Annotated in this window: 17 protein-coding genes; 4 read left to right on the top strand and 13 right to left on the bottom strand. The window is 73.8% G+C overall.

Features of this window, described 5'->3' with window-relative positions:
* Positions 1 to 97: 97 nt before the first annotated feature.
* On the bottom strand, positions 98 to 811 hold the full coding sequence (locus GHR20_RS33745; protein ID WP_243878206.1) for an acetate uptake transporter: 714 nt from the start codon (positions 809 to 811) through the stop codon (positions 98 to 100).
* A gap of 349 nt (positions 812 to 1160) precedes the next feature.
* On the opposite strand from GHR20_RS33745, the gene GHR20_RS33740 reads away from it, so the two are divergent.
* The gene (locus tag GHR20_RS33740; protein ID WP_153815355.1) at positions 1161 to 2345 is read left to right on the top strand and encodes a hypothetical protein; all 1185 of its coding nucleotides are present in this window, start codon (positions 1161 to 1163) and stop codon (positions 2343 to 2345) included.
* Positions 2346 to 2365: 20 nt separating this feature from the next.
* Positions 2366 to 3640 carry a Tat pathway signal protein gene (locus GHR20_RS33735; RefSeq protein WP_153815354.1) on the top strand — a complete coding sequence of 425 codons (1275 nt, stop codon included), beginning with the start codon at positions 2366 to 2368 and terminating at the stop codon, positions 3638 to 3640.
* 36 nt (positions 3641 to 3676) lie between these two features.
* Here GHR20_RS33735 and GHR20_RS33730 read toward each other — a convergent pair whose 3' ends face one another.
* Both GHR20_RS33730 and GHR20_RS33725 read right to left on the bottom strand, forming a co-directional pair.
* Entirely contained in the window at positions 3677 to 3988 is a 312-nt protein-coding gene (locus GHR20_RS33730; protein WP_181516166.1) for a hypothetical protein, read from the bottom strand.
* Between the two features lie 103 nt (positions 3989 to 4091).
* Complete coding sequence (locus GHR20_RS33725; RefSeq protein WP_153815353.1) at positions 4092 to 4679, bottom strand: TetR/AcrR family transcriptional regulator; 588 nt, start codon at positions 4677 to 4679, stop codon at positions 4092 to 4094.
* A gap of 87 nt (positions 4680 to 4766) precedes the next feature.
* Here GHR20_RS33725 and GHR20_RS33720 point away from each other — a divergent pair, with 87 nt between their 5' ends.
* Positions 4767 to 5696, top strand: a complete 930-nt coding sequence (locus GHR20_RS33720; protein WP_153815352.1) for an SDR family oxidoreductase — start codon at positions 4767 to 4769, stop codon at positions 5694 to 5696.
* A gap of 116 nt (positions 5697 to 5812) precedes the next feature.
* On the opposite strand, the gene rox is transcribed toward GHR20_RS33720, so the two are convergent.
* A complete protein-coding gene (gene rox, locus GHR20_RS33715) occupies positions 5813 to 7246 on the bottom strand; it encodes a rifampin monooxygenase (protein ID WP_153815351.1) in 1434 nt (477 codons plus the stop codon).
* A 327-nt stretch (positions 7247 to 7573) separates the two neighbouring features.
* Between rox and GHR20_RS33710 the strand changes: the two genes are divergently transcribed.
* On the top strand, positions 7574 to 8380 hold the full coding sequence (locus GHR20_RS33710) for an SGNH/GDSL hydrolase family protein (RefSeq protein ID WP_153815350.1): 807 nt from the start codon (positions 7574 to 7576) through the stop codon (positions 8378 to 8380).
* 27 nt (positions 8381 to 8407) lie between these two features.
* Here the strand turns inward: GHR20_RS33710 and GHR20_RS33705 are convergent, their stop codons facing one another.
* From GHR20_RS33705 to GHR20_RS33665, 9 genes are all read right to left on the bottom strand, one after another.
* Positions 8408 to 8656, bottom strand: coding sequence for a hypothetical protein (locus tag GHR20_RS33705; RefSeq protein ID WP_148025792.1), 249 nt, complete (start codon positions 8654 to 8656; stop codon positions 8408 to 8410).
* Positions 8643 to 8900 carry a DUF6400 family protein gene (locus GHR20_RS33700; RefSeq protein ID WP_153815349.1) on the bottom strand — a complete coding sequence of 86 codons (258 nt, stop codon included), beginning with the start codon at positions 8898 to 8900 and terminating at the stop codon, positions 8643 to 8645. The genes GHR20_RS33705 and GHR20_RS33700 overlap by 14 nt, the downstream gene beginning before the upstream one ends.
* Positions 8901 to 9074: 174 nt before the next feature.
* On the bottom strand, positions 9075 to 9239 hold the full coding sequence (gene rpmG / locus GHR20_RS33695; protein WP_153815348.1) for a 50S ribosomal protein L33: 165 nt from the start codon (positions 9237 to 9239) through the stop codon (positions 9075 to 9077).
* A gap of 186 nt (positions 9240 to 9425) precedes the next feature.
* Complete coding sequence (locus tag GHR20_RS33690) at positions 9426 to 10382, bottom strand: hypothetical protein (protein ID WP_153815347.1); 957 nt, start codon at positions 10380 to 10382, stop codon at positions 9426 to 9428.
* Between the two features lie 142 nt (positions 10383 to 10524).
* Positions 10525 to 11835: an FAD-dependent oxidoreductase gene (locus GHR20_RS33685; RefSeq protein ID WP_153815346.1), complete on the bottom strand. Its 1311-nt coding sequence runs from the start codon at positions 11833 to 11835 to the stop codon at positions 10525 to 10527.
* A gap of 78 nt (positions 11836 to 11913) precedes the next feature.
* Positions 11914 to 13053 carry an XdhC/CoxI family protein gene (locus GHR20_RS33680; protein ID WP_153815345.1) on the bottom strand — a complete coding sequence of 380 codons (1140 nt, stop codon included), beginning with the start codon at positions 13051 to 13053 and terminating at the stop codon, positions 11914 to 11916.
* The gene (locus GHR20_RS33675; RefSeq protein ID WP_153815344.1) at positions 13046 to 15181 is read right to left on the bottom strand and encodes a xanthine dehydrogenase family protein molybdopterin-binding subunit; all 2136 of its coding nucleotides are present in this window, start codon (positions 15179 to 15181) and stop codon (positions 13046 to 13048) included. Before GHR20_RS33675 ends, GHR20_RS33680 begins: the two co-directional genes overlap by 8 nt.
* Positions 15178 to 16170, bottom strand: coding sequence for a xanthine dehydrogenase family protein subunit M (locus GHR20_RS33670; RefSeq protein ID WP_153815343.1), 993 nt, complete (start codon positions 16168 to 16170; stop codon positions 15178 to 15180). The genes GHR20_RS33675 and GHR20_RS33670 overlap by 4 nt, the downstream gene beginning before the upstream one ends.
* Entirely contained in the window at positions 16167 to 16736 is a 570-nt protein-coding gene (locus GHR20_RS33665; protein WP_153815342.1) for a 2Fe-2S iron-sulfur cluster-binding protein, read from the bottom strand. The genes GHR20_RS33670 and GHR20_RS33665 overlap by 4 nt, the downstream gene beginning before the upstream one ends.
* Positions 16737 to 16884 lie beyond the last annotated feature (148 nt).

Raw genomic sequence — 16884 nt, 5'->3', positions numbered from 1 at the left:
ACATTGTCGCGGGCGCGGGGGCATGGGGGTGCGCGGGTGCGGGTGCGGGAGGAGGCGGCGGGACGGACGGGACGGTACGGCGGTCGCGCCGCCCCCGTCAGACGGATCGCCCGGATCGCTCGTCGTGGCGCACCCGTTCGCCCGGCTCGGCCCGGCCCGGAAGCGAGCCGAGCGGCACCACGGTGCGCCCGTGCGCCGCGTTGATGACACCGGCCGCCGACGCGTACCAGGCGGCGAGCCCCGTGAGGATGCCGAACCAGCCGCCCACCTCGGTCATGACGTGCCCGGCGCCGCCCTGGAACGACCCGATGGCCAGAAAGAGGAAGGTCAGGGTCAGCAGCACGAACACCGCGAGCACCGGGAGGCTGACCCGCAGGGCGCCGATGGTCATGTAGGCGGTGAAGATCGCCCAGCCGAGCAGGAACAGGCCCAGCGCGTTGTGCGCGTCACCGGCGAGCGCCACGCGTGGCGCGATCCACCAGTAGGACAGCCAGAACGCGGCGAAGGAGACGAACGCCGTCGCGCCGAAGGTGTTGCCCCGGCGGAACTCCATGAGCCCCGCGGCGAACTGGGCGAGGCCGCCGTAGAACAAGGCGAGACCCAGGACGGGCAGGATGCCCGCGGTCTCCTTCAGGAGATTGGTGTTGATGATCGACAGCAGCAGAGTCGTGAGGGCGAAGCCGGCCAGGCCCAGGGGGGCGGGATCGGCCCAGGCCGCCGCGCGCGGGGCCGCCTCGGGCGCGGCGGCCCTGGGCGGAACCGCCCCGGGCGGCGGCTGCTCCGGGTGCGGGCTCCTCATGTCCTCGTTCATAACCGGCATCCCTTCGACCAGTGGTCAGCAGGGCCGGAGGCCCTTGCTCGCCGAGCCCGCAAACATGCTGGTCAGTGCCCCCGAGGCGGGCTGTGACACTCGCGTGCCACGTAGATACACCTGTACAGAATGTACCCATTTACCCCGCTTCATAGCATGTGCGTCTCGTACGACTTCGCCGCTGACGCCGCCCCACTTCGTCGGCCGAGCGGTGCCGGAGCGGTGCGGGGCCGTCGCCGTGACCACTCCGCGGCGCGCCGGGGCCGCCCGCCGCCGTGGTGCGTTCTTCCGCCGCGTCGGCCCCGGGCCTAGGGTGAGCCGTCAGGTACCCCTGCCGCGAAGGGAACTGATGGTGCGTAGAATCCCGGGCTTACGTCACCTCGCCGTCTGCGCGGCCGCTCTGCTGCTGGCGGGCGCCCCGGCCGCGGCGGCTTCGGCCTCGCCGGCCCGGTCGGCGGCCCAGTCCGCTCGGCCGGCTCCGACGGGTGCGGCGAAGGGGGCGACGGCCGGGCCGAATCCGGTCGCCGCCCGGCTCGACGCCTATTGGACGGCGGCCCGCATGACGGCCGCCCTGCCCGCCGGCACGAAGGGTTCCGAGACGGGCCCGGCCGTCTCCCCAGCGGTGGACGGCCCCCGGCCGGGCGAGTACATTCCGCCCAGCCACAGCTTCGGCGGCATCCCACAGGCCGGCACCTTTTTCTGGACCGACACCCAGGGCACCGGGCGTACCTGTAGCGGTTCGGTCGTCCGCAGCCCCGGGCGCGACCTGGTCCTCAGCGCGGGCCACTGCCTGAAGGGGTACTCCGGTACCGCCCCGCAGCGCCGGCTGGCCTTCGTCCCCGGGTACCACGACGGGATCAAGCCCTACGGGGTCTTCCCGGTCGGAACCAACGGCGTCTACGTGCCGCAGCAGTACTACGACCTGGGCGAACACGCAGGCGCGGCCTACGATTTCGGCTTCGCGGTGACGGAACCCGACCAGGACGGAACCTCCTTGCAGGACGCGGTCGGCGGAGTACGGCTGCTCACGGGGGCGGGGTACCACCACGCGCCGGTACGGATGATCGGCTATCCGGCGGGCGCGGACGAACCACTGGAGTGCTGGAGCCGGACCACGAGGTGGGCCAGCGACGATCCGGCCGACCCGGGGACGTTCCCGCGCATCGCCTGCGACGCCTTCGTCGGTGGGACGAGCGGCGGCCCCATGCTCGTGCCGTGGGTCGACGGGTGGGCGGTCGTCGGCGTGATCGGCGGCTACCACACCGGCGGCAACACCGCGCAGGTCTCGTACAGCGCGTACTTCGGCTCCGCGACGCGCGCGTTGTACGACGCCGCCGTCACCGGGGCGCCGCCCGCGGGGCGGGTGGCGTACGGGGGTGACGCTGGCCGGGCGCCGGGAATCCGGGACCCGGCGTTCACGACCCACCGCGCCACATCCGGCCCCGCACCCGGCCTGCCGCACCCCACATCCCGCATCCCCTACGGATACCCCGAGGGAAAAGACCGGGGTTCGTCCCCGATGTGCGGTTGGTGACGGGCCGTCACCCTTGGAGCATGACCGATGACCACCCGCGCCTCCGCCGCGGGACGACGGGGCTACGAGCGCTCCTCGCCTGCGCGGTCGCCGCGCTCTGCACTCTCGCGGCGGCCCTCCCGGCCGGAGCCACCACGCCCACCGGCGCCGCCCCCGCCGCGCCGCCCACGCACCGCCTGACGCTGCCCTCCCCCACAGGACCGCACCCCGTCGGCGAGACGACGCTGCACCTGGTGGACCGCACGCGCACCGATCCCTGGCAATCGGGCCGGATACACCGCGAGTTGATGGTCAGCGTGTTCTATCCGGCGACGCACACGGCCCACCGGCCGCCGGCTCCGTACATGCTGCCCGCGGCGGCCGCCCATTTCGACCGGGTCACCGCCAACGGCTATCTCCGGCTCGGGACCCCGGCGGGCCGGGCCGACTGGGCCGGCGTGGTCACCCACGTGACCCGCGACGCCCCCGTGGCCCGGGGGCGAGGGGGACGGCTCCCCGTGGTGCTCTACTCCCCCGGACTCGGCGAACCCCGCACCTGGGACACCACGCTGGCGGCGGACCTGGCCGGCCGCGGCTATGCCGTGGTGACCGTCGACCACACCTACGAGTCACCCGAGGTCCAGTTCCCGGACGGCTCGCTCGCCACCATGGTGCCGCCCGGCGACCCCGACGCCTTCGTCCGCAAGGCACTGGCGGTCCGGGTCGCCGACACCGGCTTCGTACTGGACCAGCTCCGCCTGCTCGGCAGCGGGCACAGCCCCGACGCGGACGGACGGCGCCCGCCCCGGGGGCTGGCCGGTGCGCTGGACCTGTCGAGGGTGGGCATGTTCGGCCACTCGATGGGCGGCAGCGCGGCCGCGCTGGCGATGGACGCCGACGACAGGATCACCGCCGGTATCGACATGGACGGCAATCTGACCTACCTGGACGGCTCACCGATGCCGGTGGCCCGGCACGGTCTCGACCGCCCGTTCCTGCTGCTGGGAAAGGACGGCGAGACGGACACCGGACCCGGCTGGCGGGCGTTCCGGGCCCACACCCCGGGGTGGACGCGTCAACTCACCCTGCGCGGCTCGGAACACGCCTCGTTCACCGACGCGGAGGCCCTTCTCCCGCAGCTGGGTCTGCCGGCGTCCGTCCTGACCGGCGACCTCGGCACGATCGCTCCGGCCACGGCGATCCGTACGACCGAGGCGTATGTGGCGGCCTACTTCGACCACTGGTTGCGCGGTGGCGACGGACGGCTGCTGGAGAGGCCGTCGCCGATATATCCGGCCATGGAGTTCGTGGACTGAGGACGCCGACGGGAGCGGGCGCGCGGCGGGCCCGGGTCAGCCCTGGCCGAGGGAGGCGGGCGCGTACCGGGCCAGCTGGTCCTTCACCCACGGGTCGAACACGGCCAGACGGCGCGCCGCCGCGGGGTCGAACTGCGCCAGCTGTCCCTCGATCCAGGGGTCGAGCCGGTGCCCGCCGCGGTGAGCGGTGCCGCCGGGCACTGCGGTCTGGCTCGCGGTGGTGCGGGCGGGGAGGTGCGCGGTGCTCTGCGGGGCCGCCGTCGCGGTCCCGGCGGTGGCGAGCAGGGCCCCACCGACCAGCGCCGCCGAGGCTCCGACCGTACCCGCGTGCCGTGCCAGCTTGATCATGTTCTTCTCCTTCCTGTACGGCCGGTGACGAGCCCCGGGCACCATGTAACGGATTGCCCGACTTTGCCGCTCGACCGGCCGGTGGGGGCGCCTACCCCACCCGTCACACCTCATTCATCGGAGTGTGGCCGCCCATGGCGACGGTCCTGAGTTCGTCGAGCGACTCCCGCGCGAGCCGGGTGAGCGAGCGCCTCTCGTCGGCGGCGATCCAGCGTTCGAAGGCCACCTTGAAGACGGCGACACCGGCCTCGGCGGTGAGGCCGGCGGCCGAGGGCGGGACACCGCGAGCGCGGAGGGCCTCGGTGAAGGCGGCGGCGAGGGAGGCGAGTTTGATCAGTTCGCGCTCACGGAGTTCCGCGGTCGCCCAGATCACGGCCTGGCGCTTGCGCGCGAAGTCACGCCGTTCCTCGAACTCCGCACAGATCGCGTCCAGGCCCGACGCCACCGCGTCGATGGGTGCGGCGGACGGCGGGGCGTCGGCGACCGCCCGCGTCAACAGCTGCTCGAGTTCGATCGCGCCGGAGAACAGCACCTCACGCTTGTCGGCGTAGTGCCGGAAGAACGTGCGCTCGGTGAGTCCCGCGCTCCTGGCGATCTCCGCCACGGTGGTCTGCTCGTACCCACGCTCGCCGTACAGGTCCAGCGCCGCCTTCGCCAGGCGCTCGCGCGCGTTCGGCTCCCATCTGCCCATGGTCCACATCCTACAGCGATGACAGCGACTGACATCAGTGCTAGCGTTGATGTCAGTAACTGACATCGCACTGTCTGGGGATCTCTCATGCGTGTTTTCGTGACCGGGGCATCGGGCTGGATCGGTTCGGCCGTCGTTCCGGAGCTCATCGGCGCGGGCCATCAGGTCGTCGGCCTGGCCCGTTCCGACGCCTCCGCCGAGGCGCTGACCGCGGCCGGCGCCCAGGTCGTCCGGGGCAGCCTGGACGATTTGGACGTACTGCGTGCCGCGGCCGCCGGCGCGGACGGGGTGATCCACCTCGCCTTCAAGCACGACGTGGCCTTCTCCGTCAGCTTCCAGAGCGCCGCGGAGGCCGACCGCAGGGCCGTCGACGTGCTCATCGAGGCGCTCGCCGGCAGCGACCGCCCGTTCGTGCTCGCCTCCGGGCTGGCCGGGCTCAAGCCGGGGCGGGTGGCGACGGAGCAGGACGTGCCGGTGGTCGAGGGCGGCTCGCCGATCCTGATGCGTGCCGTCACCGCACAGGCCGTCCTCGCGAGTGCGGAGCGCGGCGTGCGGTCGTCCGTGGTACGGCTCTCCCCCACCTGCCATGGCGACGGGGACAACGGCTTCATGACCTCGCTGATCGGCACCGCGCGCGAGAAGGGCGTCTCCGGCTATCCCGGTGCGGGCGCCAACCGCTGGCCGGCCGTCCACCGGCTGGACGCGGCGCGGCTGTTCCGGCTCGCGCTCGAGAAGGCCCCGGCAGGCACGGTGCTGCACGGCGTCGCCGAGGAGGGTGTGCCGCTCCGCGAGATCGCCGAGGTGATCGGCCGCCAGCTGAAGCTGCCGACGGCGTCGGTGGCCGCCGAGGACCTGGCCGGGCACTTCGGCTGGCTGAGCGGCTTCGTCGGCCTCGACGCCCCCGCGTCGAACACCGCCACCCGCGCCCTGCTCGACTGGGACCCGACCGGACCGAGCCTCGTCGCCGACCTGGAGGAGGGCCACTACTTCCGGACCGCCGAGGACAGCGCCGTCTGACACGGGGGGGGCGGCGGCCCGGGCGCGCGCGAGCGCAGCCGGGCCGCCGCCCTGCGGAACCCCCTTGCGGGGACCGGACCCCGCGCCCTGATCCGGCCTGATCCCGACGACAGGCCCTAGCGGGGCGAGCCGGGTGCGCCGAACCACCTCGGCAGCCGTTCGGCGAGGTCGGACGGGTCCTCGCCCGCCCAGGCCACATGGCCGTCGGGCCGCAGGAGCACGGCGGGGACGTCCAGTTGGTCGCTGCCGTCGACGACGTGGTCGATCCGGTCGGCCCAGCCGGACACCGAGAGGCGGCCGGTACGGTCGAGCAGCAGGCCCCGGCCCCGGTGCAGCAGCTCGTAGAGGCGTCCCTGCTTCAGGGGCAGGTCCGGGAGGCGGCGGCCGAGGAGTTCGTGGCCGTCGCCGAGGTCGTAGCGGATGCCGGTGGCGATGATCTTCTCGGTCAGACGGCGGTTCACCTCCTCGAAGTCCATGAGTTCCGCGAGCAGTCGGCGCACCGCCTGGGCCCCCGGTTCGAGGGAGACCAGTTCCATCTGGGCCCGGGTGTTGTCGAGCACGTCGGCGGCGACGGGGTGGCGTTCGCGCTCGTAGCTGTCGAGCAGTCCCCGCGGTGCCCAGCCGGCGATCTCGGCGGCCAGTTTCCAGCCCAGGTTGAACGCGTCCTGGACGCCGAGGTTGAGCCCCTGTCCGCCCATCGGCGGGTGCACGTGCGCCGCGTCACCGGCCAGCAGGACGCGCCCGTCCCGGTAGCGCTCGGCCTGCCGGGTGCCGTCGCCGAACCGGGAGAGCCAGCGCGGGGCGTGGATGCCGAAGTCGGTGCCGGCGACGGCCCTCATCTGCCGTCGTACCTCGTCCAGGGTCGGCGGGGCCGTGCGGTCCTCGGCGACGCCGTCGGCCGGTACGACGACCCGGTACATCCCGTCACCGAGGGGCCCGGCGCCGAACCGCAGCTGGGTCTTGCGGATCTCGGTCACCACGGCGTCCACCTCCTCGGGCGAGGCGGTCAGCCGTGCCTCGCCGAGCAGGGTGTCGACGCGGGAGGGCTCGCCGGGGAAAGCGACGGCGAGCAGCTTGCGCACCGTGCTGCGGCCGCCGTCGCAGCCGACGAGGTAGCGCGAGCGCAGCCGGGTGCCGTCGGCCAGCTCGACGCTCACCCCGTCCTCGTCCTGTCGCAGCCCGGTCACCTCGGCGCCCCGGCGGATCTCGGCGCCCAGCTCCGTGGCGTGCTCGGCGAGCAGGCGGTCGGTGACGGGCTGCGGGATGCCGAGGACGTACCCGTGCGCGGTGTCCAGGCCGGTCGGGGACGGCTTGCGGATGCCCGCGAAGAAGCCGCCGAGCGGGTACTTCTTGCCCTGGGCGAGGAAGCGATCCAGCAGGCCGCGCTGGTCCAGCACCTCGATGCTGCGCGCGTGCAGCCCGAGCGCCCGGACGATCGGGGTGGGCTCGGTCTCCTTCTCCAGCACGACGGTGCGGACGCCGTGCAGCCGTAGCTCGGCGGCCAGCATCAGACCGGTCGGGCCGCCGCCCGCGATGATCACGTCGATCATGAAACCCCTCACCCACACCAGGCGTCCCACCTGCGGTTCGCCGTCCAGAGCGGAGATTGTGCGGCATGACGGGGGCCTTGCCGCAAGGCCCCCCACCCGCTATAAGTTGAGAGTGGCAAGGAGTACGCACTCCTTGCCCTTTCTGTTTCCGTTCGCCCGTGCGGGTGACGTCCGTCCGGGTGAACACCGGGCGGGGCGGCGGCCCGGCGGCGTCGCGCCCGATGCCTTTTGCCCCGAGTTCCGGCCATTGGGGCATCGACGGAGCGGATTGTCAACGTCGCGGACCGTGACGAGGCGGGGGCGTCGGGGGTCCGCGATAAACGGGGCATGAGACCGTTCCGCATCCAGTCCTGGGCCGCCGCCGTGTCCCTCGCGGGCGCCTGCACCCTCGCCGGTCCCGCCAGCGCGCCGGCGGCGCCGAACCGCTCGGCCCTGGACTACGTGGCGCTCGGGGACTCCTACTCGGCCGGTGTCGGCGCCGGCGACTACCTCCCCGAGGGCGCGAGCTGTCTGCGCAGCAGCCGGGCGTACCCCGCGCTGTGGGCCTCGACGCACGCCTCGTCCTTCGCCTTCGCCGCCTGCAACGGCGCCAAGACCGGGGACGTGCTGGACAAGCAGCTGGGGGCGCTGAGCGGCCGTACCAACCTGGTCAGCGTCACCGTCGGCGGCAGTGACGCGAGCTGGGCCAAGGTGATGGGGCTCTGCGCGCTGCCCGGCACCAAGGCGTGCCTCGGCGCCGTCGACACCGCGCGCGCCTACGTCGACAAGACGCTGCCCGCGAATCTGGACCGGCTCTACTCGGCGATCAGGGGCAAGGCGCCGGGCGCCCGCGTCGTGGTGCTCGGCTATCCGCACTTCTACCAGCTCCACGGCTCCTGCTCGCGGGGCCTGGAGGACTCGGAGCGGGCGGCGCTCAACGCGGCCATCGACCACCTCGACGGCGTGATCGCCCGGCATGCGACCGGTCACGGGTTCGCGTTCGCGGACGCCCGGACCGCGTTCGACGGGCACGAGATCTGTTCGGCGGGGCCGTGGCTGCGCAGCGTCGAGGTGCTGGACCTCACCGAGTCGTACCACCCGAACGCCAACGGGCAGATCCTCGGCTACCTGCCGCTGTTCACGCGCGCGGCCTGAGACCGGGCGCCCTCGGTCAGGCAGGGCTCAGCGGTCGTCCGACGCCCGGTTCGGGCGGCCGCGGCTCGCGCCGAAGCCCGTCTCGTGGTCCCAGACGTGGGTGCAGGTCGGGCACTGGAGGTGGAGCGTGCTGCCGGTGTTCGACAGCAGATAGCGCCAGTGCCGGGTGCACCTGCGGCGTTCCCCGCAGGTGGCGCAGTCCTGGTGGTCCGAGCAGTTCGGGCAGGTCACCCAGGCGCGCCTACCGATGTCCGCCTGCGGATCAAGCGGCAGCACGGCCGTCTCCGCGCCGGGGCAGCACACCGGCGGCGACCAGCTCGTCGTAGATGCGCTGCTGCTCCTCGTCGAGGCCGGAGTAGAGCAGGTCCCGGGCCGCGTCCTCGTCCCGCAGCGCCTTGACGGGGTCCCACGTGGGGCCGACGGCGTCCATGACGTGGGCACGCCGGAGCATTTCGTGGGCGGTGAGGTCGACGGAGAACTCGACCGGCTGGGCGGACGGGGTGGGGTCATAAGCGGACATACATACGAACTTAGGTAGCCCTTGCACGCCACGACAAGGGTGGGTGGGGGACATCACAGGGCATCGCAGCGGGCCGGCGCGGCCCCGGACGGCGGCCGGCCCGGTGCCGCCGCACGCGGAACCGGGCCGGTCGATCATCGGAGAGTCCGGGGTCACGGGGTCGCCCCCGTGGGCTCAGCGCTCCTCGCGGAACGCGACGTGCGCCCCGGCGACCGGGTCGTACTTGCGCAGCACGAGGCGGTCGGGGTCGTTGAGACGGTTCTTGCGCGTCACGTAGGTGACGCCGGTCCCGGCCGTCGACCTCAGCCTGACGACGGGACGCGCGGTGCTGCGTGCCATGAGATGCCTTTCCGCCCGGCCCTCGCTCGCCCTGGTCGGGCTCTGTGTTCCGGGCATGCCAATCAGGTCACGTCAACGGGACCCCCACCCCCGATATTCCGGCACCGGCGAGCCCCCGGAAGCGGGTCCCGGCGCTCCGTCGTCACCGGCCGACGGTGACGCCGCCCCAGGCCGACAGCGGCGCCGTCACAGACCGACGGTGGCCCTGCGCTGCGCCTGGTCGTACTCGGCGAGGGCCTCGCCGCCGAGGTTCCAGGGCCAGGAGGTGACGACGCCGCCGAGGGCCTCGAAGACGGGCGCGGCGTCGCGACGGCGGTCGGCGGCCATCAGGGCGTAGGCGAGCAGATTGAGATCGGCGAGCGCCCTGGCGTGGCGGAGGAATCCCGGCTGGGGCCAGGTGTGGGCCACGCGGTCGAGGGCCTGGGCGGCCATGGCGTGGGACCAGTGGTTGCGGGCCACCAGCGCCTCGAAGCCGCCGCGGCCGAGGACGGAGTGGTACTGGAGGACCTGGGCGGTGAGTTCGACACCCGCGCAGGGGGCGTTCGCCGGCATCCGGGCGGACAGGGTGTCCACGAACTCCAGGACCTGGATGCGCGAGCCGCCCTCCTCGGGGCTGAGGTAGCCGAGCATGCACAGGTATGCCTCGCGGTTCCAGCGGTCGCGGGCGAGCACCTCGTTCCACACGCCGAACGCCTGGGGCTGCGCCCAGCGCTGGAGGCGGGCCACGGCCAGCAGGGCGATCCAGGGGGTGGGGTCGTCGGGGGCGATCTCGGCGGCCCGCAGACAGATGTCGGTGGCCTCGGCGGCGTCCTCCGGGCGGCCCTGGGCGCGGGCGTCGGCGACCAGGGTCCAGGCGTGCAGCACCAGCGCGTCGGCCTTGCGCGGTTCGCGCGCGGCCCAGGAGCGCGGCAGGTGCGACGCCGTCAGGAAGTCCGCCAGGACGTCCATGCGGTGGGTACGGCGGTCCCAGTCACCCGGGTCCTGGTCGAGCAGGCGGGTGATCTGCGCCGCGCAGAGGTCGGTCGTCGCGATCGTGCCCGTCCGGGTCGTCGCCCGCAGGGACTTGAGAAGTCTGCCCAGCTCCTGGTCGTCCAGCTCCGGGGCCAGACGCGTTCTCCTGCGGCGACTTGAAAGAAAAGCCATGGGGGGAGGCTAGGGGTGTTCGTCCCTTGCGCAAGGTCTGCGCCAAGATCGTTATGGATTACCCCGCTTACCCGCGGTTACCTGTCCATCCACTGGGAATTTCCTGTCCGGACGACACCCCGTCAGTAGGTTTTCCCCGCTTCTACGACGCCTCGCCCGGACCCCCCGCACCGGCTCGGGCGCCCTTGCGGACCGCCGCCGCGGGTGGCCGCTCGCGCCGGGCGCCGTACGCGATGAAGTAGGCGGGCAGCCTGCGCAACCGCCGGGAGCCGGCCAGCAGATGGGCGACGCGCCGGGCCCGGTCCGCGTTGCCGAGCGGGGGCCGGCCCTCCAGCACGGGGCGGATGAGGCGGGCGTGGGCCAGCCGCTGGAGCGTCTGGGTGGCCACCGTGGTGGGCCGGCGCCGACGCTGCACCCCGCGCAGCTCGCGCTCGCCCACCGCACCCCGGCGCAGCGGTCCGGCGAGGCGGCGGGCGGTGGCCACGGCGTCCTGGACCGCGAGGTTGATGCCGATCCCGAAGACCGGGGACATGGCATGGGCCGCGTCGCCGATGCACAGCAGCCCGGGGCGGTGCCAGCGGCGCAGCCGGTCCAGGCGTACATCGAGGAGCTTGACCTCGTCCCAGGAGCGCAGGGCGTCGGCGCGGTCGCCGAGCCAGGGCACGGCGGCGGTGAACTGGGCCCGGAACCGGTCGAGTCCGGCGGCGCGACGGCTCTCGTCGGTGCCCTTGGGGATGAGCGCGGCGCACTGCCAGTACTCGCCGCGGTCGATCATCGCGGTGAGGAAGCGGTCGCCGGCGCCGCCGACCAGCCCGTTCGGATCGCCCGCGCGGCGCGGCAGCCGGAACCACCAGGCGTCCATCGGGCAGTCGAAGGAGCGCGGCCCCAGCTCCCGCCGGGCGCGGGCGAGCGAGCCCCGGCCGTCGCAGGCGACGGTGAGCAGGGCACGCAGTTCGCCGGTGCGGCCGTCGGCGGTGCGGTAGCGCACCCCGGTCACCCGTCCCGCCTCGGTCAGGAAGCCGGTGACCTCCGTGTTCATCCGCAGCTGGAAGGAGGGTTCGCGGCGGGCCTCGTCGGCGAGCAGGTCGAGGAGGTCCCACTGGGGCACCATCGCCACGTAGTTGTAGGGGCCGCGCAGCACCGACAGGTCCGCGACGGTGACCTGCGGCCGGCCGGGGTCGACCGGCAGCCGCACGGTGCGCACCCGGCGCTGCGGCAGCCGGGCGAACCGCTCGGCCAGGCCCAGTTCGTCCAGCAGCGCCAGGGTGGAGGGGTGCACGGTGTCGCCGCGGAAGTCGCGCAGGAAATCAGCGTGTTTCTCCAGCACCGTCACCGCCACGCCGGAGCGGGCCAGCAGCAGGGCGAGCACCATGCCCGCCGGGCCGCCGCCCACCACACAGCACATGGTCCGTTCGACGGCGCCCCCCGTGCTCGCCGCGTCCACCGTGTCCATCGCGGTCCCGCCCTTCGCCGGAGCAGCAATTCATCGAACGGTGAATATCCTGGTCCTCCGCTACCCACCGTCCCCGCTTCACAAGCCCGCCGCCACGGCGGGCGGCCGCTCCCGGTGGATCGGCGCCCGGCCACCGGTCAGCGGCGTCCCGCTGCCGCCCCGCCGGGCGGCGACGATCTCCGCCACGATGGACAGCGCGGTCTCCTCGGGCGTACGCGCGCCCAGGTCGAGGCCGATCGGCGAGCGCAGCCGGGCCAGTTGGCGCTCGCTCACGCCCTCCGCGCGCAGCCGCCGCGCCCGGTCCTCGTGGGTGCGCCGGGAGCCCATCGCGCCGACGAACGCCAGCGGCATGCCGAGAGCCACCTTGAGCAGCGGTACGTCGAACTTCGCGTCATGGGTGAGCACGCACAGCACGGTCCGCGCGTCGGTCGCGGTGCGCCGCAGATAGCGGTGCGGCCAGTCGACCACCACCTCGTCGGCGTCGGGGAAGCGGGCCGGGGTGGCGAAGACGGGACGGGCGTCGCAGACGGTCACCTGGTGGCCGAGGAACTTCCCGGCCCGCGCCAGCGCCGACGCGAAGTCCACCGCACCGAAGATGATCATGCGGGGCGGCGGCACATCGGACTCGACCAGCAGGGTGAGGCCGCCGGGGCAGTGCGAGCCGTCCGCGGAGATCTCGACCGTCCCGGTGCGGCCCGCCTCCAGCAGGGCGCTCGCCTCGGCCACCGCCGTCCGGTCGAGGTCCGCGTGGCCGCCGAGCGTGCCCTCGTGGGTGCCGTCGGGCCGCACCAGCAGGGTCCGGCCCAGAAGTTCGCCGGGGCCGCGGGCGACCCGGGCGAGGGCCGCCGGCTCGCCCCCGGCGGCCAGCGTGAGGGCCGCGGCGAGGACCGGCCGGGCGGGCGCCTGCGCGCCCACCGGCACGACCAGGACATCGATCACTCCGCCGCAGGTCAGCCCCACGGCGAAGGCGTCCTCGTCGCTGTACCCGAACCGCTCGACGACGCTCCGGCCGCTCTCCAGGGCCTCCTGGCACAGCTCGTAGACCGCGCCCTCGACGCAGCCGCCGGAGACCGATCCGATGACGGTGCCCGCGCGGTCGACCGCGAGGGCGGCGCCGGGATCGCGCGGGGCGCTGCCGCCGACGGACACCACGGTGGCGACCGCGAACTCCCGCCCCTCGGCCAGCCATCGGGTCAGCTCGGTGGCCAGGTCAAGCATCCGGCGCCCCCGCCATCAGGACGCGCCGGGGACTGATCGGCAGGTCGCGGTGGCGGGCGCCGGTCGCGTGCCAGACGGCGTTGGCCACGGCCGCGGCGGCGCCCACGATGCCGATCTCGCCGATGCCCTTGATGCCGACCGGGTCGTCCGGGCTGGGGTCCTCGATCCAGTCGGCCTCGATGCGCGGGACATCGGCGTGGGTCGCGACGTGATACCCGGCGAGATCGGCGCCGACGAGGCCGCCCGAGGCGCGGTCGCGCAGCGCCTCCTCGTGCAGGGCCATGGAGATGCCCCAGGTCATGCCGCCGAGGAACTGGTTGCGCGCGGTGAGCGGGTTGATGATCCGGCCCGCCGCGAAGATGCCGAGCATCCGGCGCACCCGTACCTCGCCGGTGGTGACGTCCACGGCCACCTCGGCGAACTGCGCGCCGAAGGAGTGCCGTTCGGCGGCGGCGAGGGCGCCGATGGCCGCGGTGGTGTCGGAGCGTACGGTGATGCCGTCGGCCGGGATGTCGGCGCCGAGCGCGAGCCGCTCGCGCAGTTCCTCGGCCGCGAGCTTGACCGCCCAGGACCAGGAGCGGGTGCCCATGGAGCCGCCGGCGATCATCGCCGGTCCGAAGGCGCTGTCGCCGATGCGGACCCGGACCCGCTCGGGTGCCACGCCCAGCGCGTCCGCGGCGACCAGGGTGAGGGCCGTACGGGCTCCGGTGCCGATGTCGGCGGCGGCGATCCGGACGGTGAAGCCGCCGTCCGGGTGGGCGGTCGCGGTCGCGGTGGAGGGCGCCGCGCCCGCCTGGAAGGAGGCCGCGGCGGTGCCGGTGCCCAGCAGCCAGCGGCCGTCCCGGCGGATGCCCGGGCGCGGGTCGCGGCCGGCCCAGCCGAACCTGCGGGTGCCCTCCTCGAAGCAGTCGGCGAGCCGCCGGCCCGCGAACGGCAGGCCCGAGACCGGCCCGCGCTCGGCGTCGTTGCGCAACCGCAGTTCGATCGGGTCGAGCCCGCAGGCGACGGCGAGTTCGTCCAGCGCGGACTCCAGCGCGAAGGAGCCCGGTGCCTCGCCCGGGGCACGCATGAAGGTCGGGCTCGGCACGTCGCGCCGTACCACGCGGTTCTCGGTGCGGTGGGCGTCGGCGTCGTACATCACCCGCGCCACCCCGGCGCTCGGCTCCACGAACTCGTAGACGGTGGACGTGTGGCTGAGGGCGCGGTGCTCCAGGGCGCGCAGCCGTCCCTCCGCGTCGGTGCCGAGCCTGACCCGCTGGACGGTGGGGCTGCGGTGACCGGCCAGCGTGAACATCTGACGCCGCGTCATGACCACGCGCACCGGGCGCTTCAGCACGCTCGCGGCCATCGCGGCGGCCACCTGGTGGGCCCGCACGCCCTTGCTGCCGAAGCCGCCGCCGACGTGTTCGGAGCGCACCCGTACGGCGGCCGGGTCGATCGAGAAGAGATTGGCGAGGTCGCCCCCGACCCAGGTGGCGCCCTGGTTGGAGTCGACCACCTCCAGGCGGCCCTCGTCCCACAGGGCGGTGGCCGCGTGCGGCTCCATCGGGTTGTGGTGCTCTTCGGGGGTGGTGTACTCGGCGTCCGACACCACGGCACAGGCGGCGAGTTCGGCCTCGATGTCGCCCTTCTCCGTCAGTGCCGGCATGACCCCGTCCAGCGGGTAGGCGTCGGGGGTGTCCGCGGTGAAGTCGGTCGTGTGCGGCTCGGGTTCGTAGTGCACCACGAGCGACTCGGCCGCCTCCCGGGCCTGTTCGGAGGTCTCGGCCACGACGAGCGCCACCGGCCAGCCCAGGTGCGGCACCTGGTCGTGCTGGAAGACCGCGCAGGTCGGGTCGGGCCGCATGCCCAGCAGGCCGGCGAAGTCGGTGTTCAGGCGCGGCGCGTTGCGGTGGTCGAGGACCGCGAGGACGCCGGGCATGGCGAGCACCGCGTCGGTGTCGAGGGCACTGATCCGGCCGCGGGCGACCGTGGAGAGGGCCAGCCAGCCGTGGGCGAGGCCGGCGAAGGGGATCTCGCCCGCGTACCGCGCGGTGCCGGTGACCTTCTCCACGCCCTCCACGCGGGTGCGGGCGGTGCCGACGGACGGCGCGCGGGTGGCCGTCCCGGTGGTGGTGACGGTGGTCATCGGGTGGCCTCCTCGGCGAGTTCGGTGAGCACGGCCACGACGAGGTTGCGCATCAGGGTCACCTTGTATCCGTTGTGCGGCAGCGGCCGGGCGGCGGCCAGTTCGGCCTCGGCCGCGGCGGCGTAGGTCTCGGGTACGGCCGGTGCCCCGGTCAGCACCTCTTCGGCGGCCCGGGCCCGCCAGGGCCGGGAGGCGACGGCGCCGAGGGCCAGCCGCGCCTCGTGCACCACTCCGTCCCGGACGTCGAGCGCGGCCGCGAGGGAGCCGATGGCGAACGCGTACGAGGCGCGCTCGCGCACCTTGCGGTAGCGGGAGCGGGCCGCGACGGGCGCGGGCGGCAGGACGACACCGGTGATCAGCGCGCCGGACGGCAGGACGGTCTCCAGGTGCGGGGTCTCGCCCACCGGCAGATAGAAGTCCGCGAGCGGCGACTCGCCCGGCCCGTCGGCGGTCTCGTAGTGGACGACGGCGTCGAAGGCGGTGAGCGGGACGGCCATGTCCGAGGGGTGTACGGCCACGCAGTGCTCGGAGGCGCCGAGGATCGCGTGGTTGTGGTGCTCGCCCTCGACGGCGGGGCAACCGCTGCCCGGAATCCGCTTGTTGCAGGGCCGGGTGACATCGGTGAAGTAGCCGCAGCGGGTGCGCTGGAGCAGATTCCCGCCGACCGTGGCCATGTTGCGCAGCTGCCCGGAGGCACCGGCCAGCACGGCCTGGGCGAGCGCCGGGTAGCGGCGGCGCACCTCGGGGTGGGCGGCGAGGTCGGCGTTGGTGACGGTGGCGCCGATGCGCAGGCCGCCGTCCCGCGTGGACTCGATCCGGTCCAGCGGGAGTTCACGGATGTCGACCAGCCGGGTGGGGCGCTCGACGCCGGTCTTCATCAGGTCCACGAGATTGGTGCCGCCGCCGAGGTAGCGGGTGTCCGGGTCGGCGCCGAGCAGGGCGACGGCGCCCGCGACGTCGGTGGCCCGCCGGTAGTCGAACTCCCTCATGCCATGGCCTCCTCGGACTCGGTCGCGGTACCGGTGCGCGCGCCGTCCGCCGCCCTGGCCACGGCCTCGACGATGGCGACGTAGGCGCCGCACCGGCACAGGTTGCCGCTCATGCGCTCCCGGATCTCCTCGGCGGTCAGCGGGGGCGGTCCCGCCTCGGGCCGGATGTCGTCGGTGACGGCGCTCGGCAGGCCCGCCGCGTGTTCCCGGAGCACCCCGATCGCCGAACAGATCTGCCCCGGGGTGCAGTAACCGCACTGGTAGCCGTCGAGTTCGAGGAACGCCTGCTGCACGGGATGCAGCCGGTCCCCCTCCGCGACGCCTTCGATCGTGGTGATCTCCCGCCCCTCGGCCGCCACGGCCAGTTGCAGACAGGAGACCGTCCTGCGCCCGTCCACCAGGACGGTGCAGGCCCCGCATTGCCCTTGATCACAGCCTTTCTTGGTGCCGGTCAGGGCGAGGCGTTCACGCAGCGCGTCGAGCAGGGTGGTGCGGTGGTCGACGGGCAGTGTGAACTTCTCGCCGTTGATGTGCAGGGTGATGACACTGGACGTCGAGGAGGCCATGGCAGCTTCTTTCGCATTTCCAGAAACACAGGGGGTGCAGAACCGTTGTATGCCGAGCCGTTGGTGTGCGGAGGGGTGACCGGCGGAGCCGGTCCGGATCGCGGTGAAGGGGCCGACGCGGACCGCCGTGGTGGGGGGCGGCGGCCCG

The organism is Streptomyces sp. SUK 48, assembly GCF_009650765.1.
In the GTDB taxonomy this organism is placed as follows: domain Bacteria; phylum Actinomycetota; class Actinomycetes; order Streptomycetales; family Streptomycetaceae; genus Streptomyces.
This window is presented reverse-complemented; position numbering and strand designations above follow the sequence as displayed.

What these genes read in the sequence shown, in the direction of transcription:
- GHR20_RS33745 (WP_243878206.1), bottom strand. Translation starts at nt 811, where the DNA reads ATGAACGAGGACATGAGGAGCCCGCACCCGGAGCAGCCGCCGCCCGGG.
- GHR20_RS33740 (WP_153815355.1), top strand. Translation starts at nt 1,161, where the DNA reads ATGGTGCGTAGAATCCCGGGCTTACGTCACCTCGCCGTCTGCGCGGCC.
- GHR20_RS33735 (WP_153815354.1), top strand. Translation starts at nt 2,366, where the DNA reads ATGACCGATGACCACCCGCGCCTCCGCCGCGGGACGACGGGGCTACGA.
- GHR20_RS33730 (WP_181516166.1), bottom strand. Translation starts at nt 3,988, where the DNA reads ATGATCAAGCTGGCACGGCACGCGGGTACGGTCGGAGCCTCGGCGGCG.
- GHR20_RS33725 (WP_153815353.1), bottom strand. Translation starts at nt 4,679, where the DNA reads ATGGGCAGATGGGAGCCGAACGCGCGCGAGCGCCTGGCGAAGGCGGCG.
- GHR20_RS33720 (WP_153815352.1), top strand. Translation starts at nt 4,767, where the DNA reads ATGCGTGTTTTCGTGACCGGGGCATCGGGCTGGATCGGTTCGGCCGTC.
- rox (WP_153815351.1), bottom strand. Translation starts at nt 7,246, where the DNA reads ATGATCGACGTGATCATCGCGGGCGGCGGCCCGACCGGTCTGATGCTG.
- GHR20_RS33710 (WP_153815350.1), top strand. Translation starts at nt 7,574, where the DNA reads ATGAGACCGTTCCGCATCCAGTCCTGGGCCGCCGCCGTGTCCCTCGCG.
- GHR20_RS33700 (WP_153815349.1), bottom strand. Translation starts at nt 8,900, where the DNA reads ATGTCCGCTTATGACCCCACCCCGTCCGCCCAGCCGGTCGAGTTCTCC.
- rpmG (WP_153815348.1), bottom strand. Translation starts at nt 9,239, where the DNA reads ATGGCACGCAGCACCGCGCGTCCCGTCGTCAGGCTGAGGTCGACGGCC.
- GHR20_RS33690 (WP_153815347.1), bottom strand. Translation starts at nt 10,382, where the DNA reads ATGGCTTTTCTTTCAAGTCGCCGCAGGAGAACGCGTCTGGCCCCGGAG.
- GHR20_RS33685 (WP_153815346.1), bottom strand. Translation starts at nt 11,835, where the DNA reads ATGGACACGGTGGACGCGGCGAGCACGGGGGGCGCCGTCGAACGGACC.
- GHR20_RS33680 (WP_153815345.1), bottom strand. Translation starts at nt 13,053, where the DNA reads ATGCTTGACCTGGCCACCGAGCTGACCCGATGGCTGGCCGAGGGGCGG.
- GHR20_RS33675 (WP_153815344.1), bottom strand. Translation starts at nt 15,181, where the DNA reads ATGACCACCGTCACCACCACCGGGACGGCCACCCGCGCGCCGTCCGTC.
- GHR20_RS33670 (WP_153815343.1), bottom strand. Translation starts at nt 16,170, where the DNA reads ATGAGGGAGTTCGACTACCGGCGGGCCACCGACGTCGCGGGCGCCGTC.
- GHR20_RS33665 (WP_153815342.1), bottom strand. Translation starts at nt 16,736, where the DNA reads ATGGCCTCCTCGACGTCCAGTGTCATCACCCTGCACATCAACGGCGAG.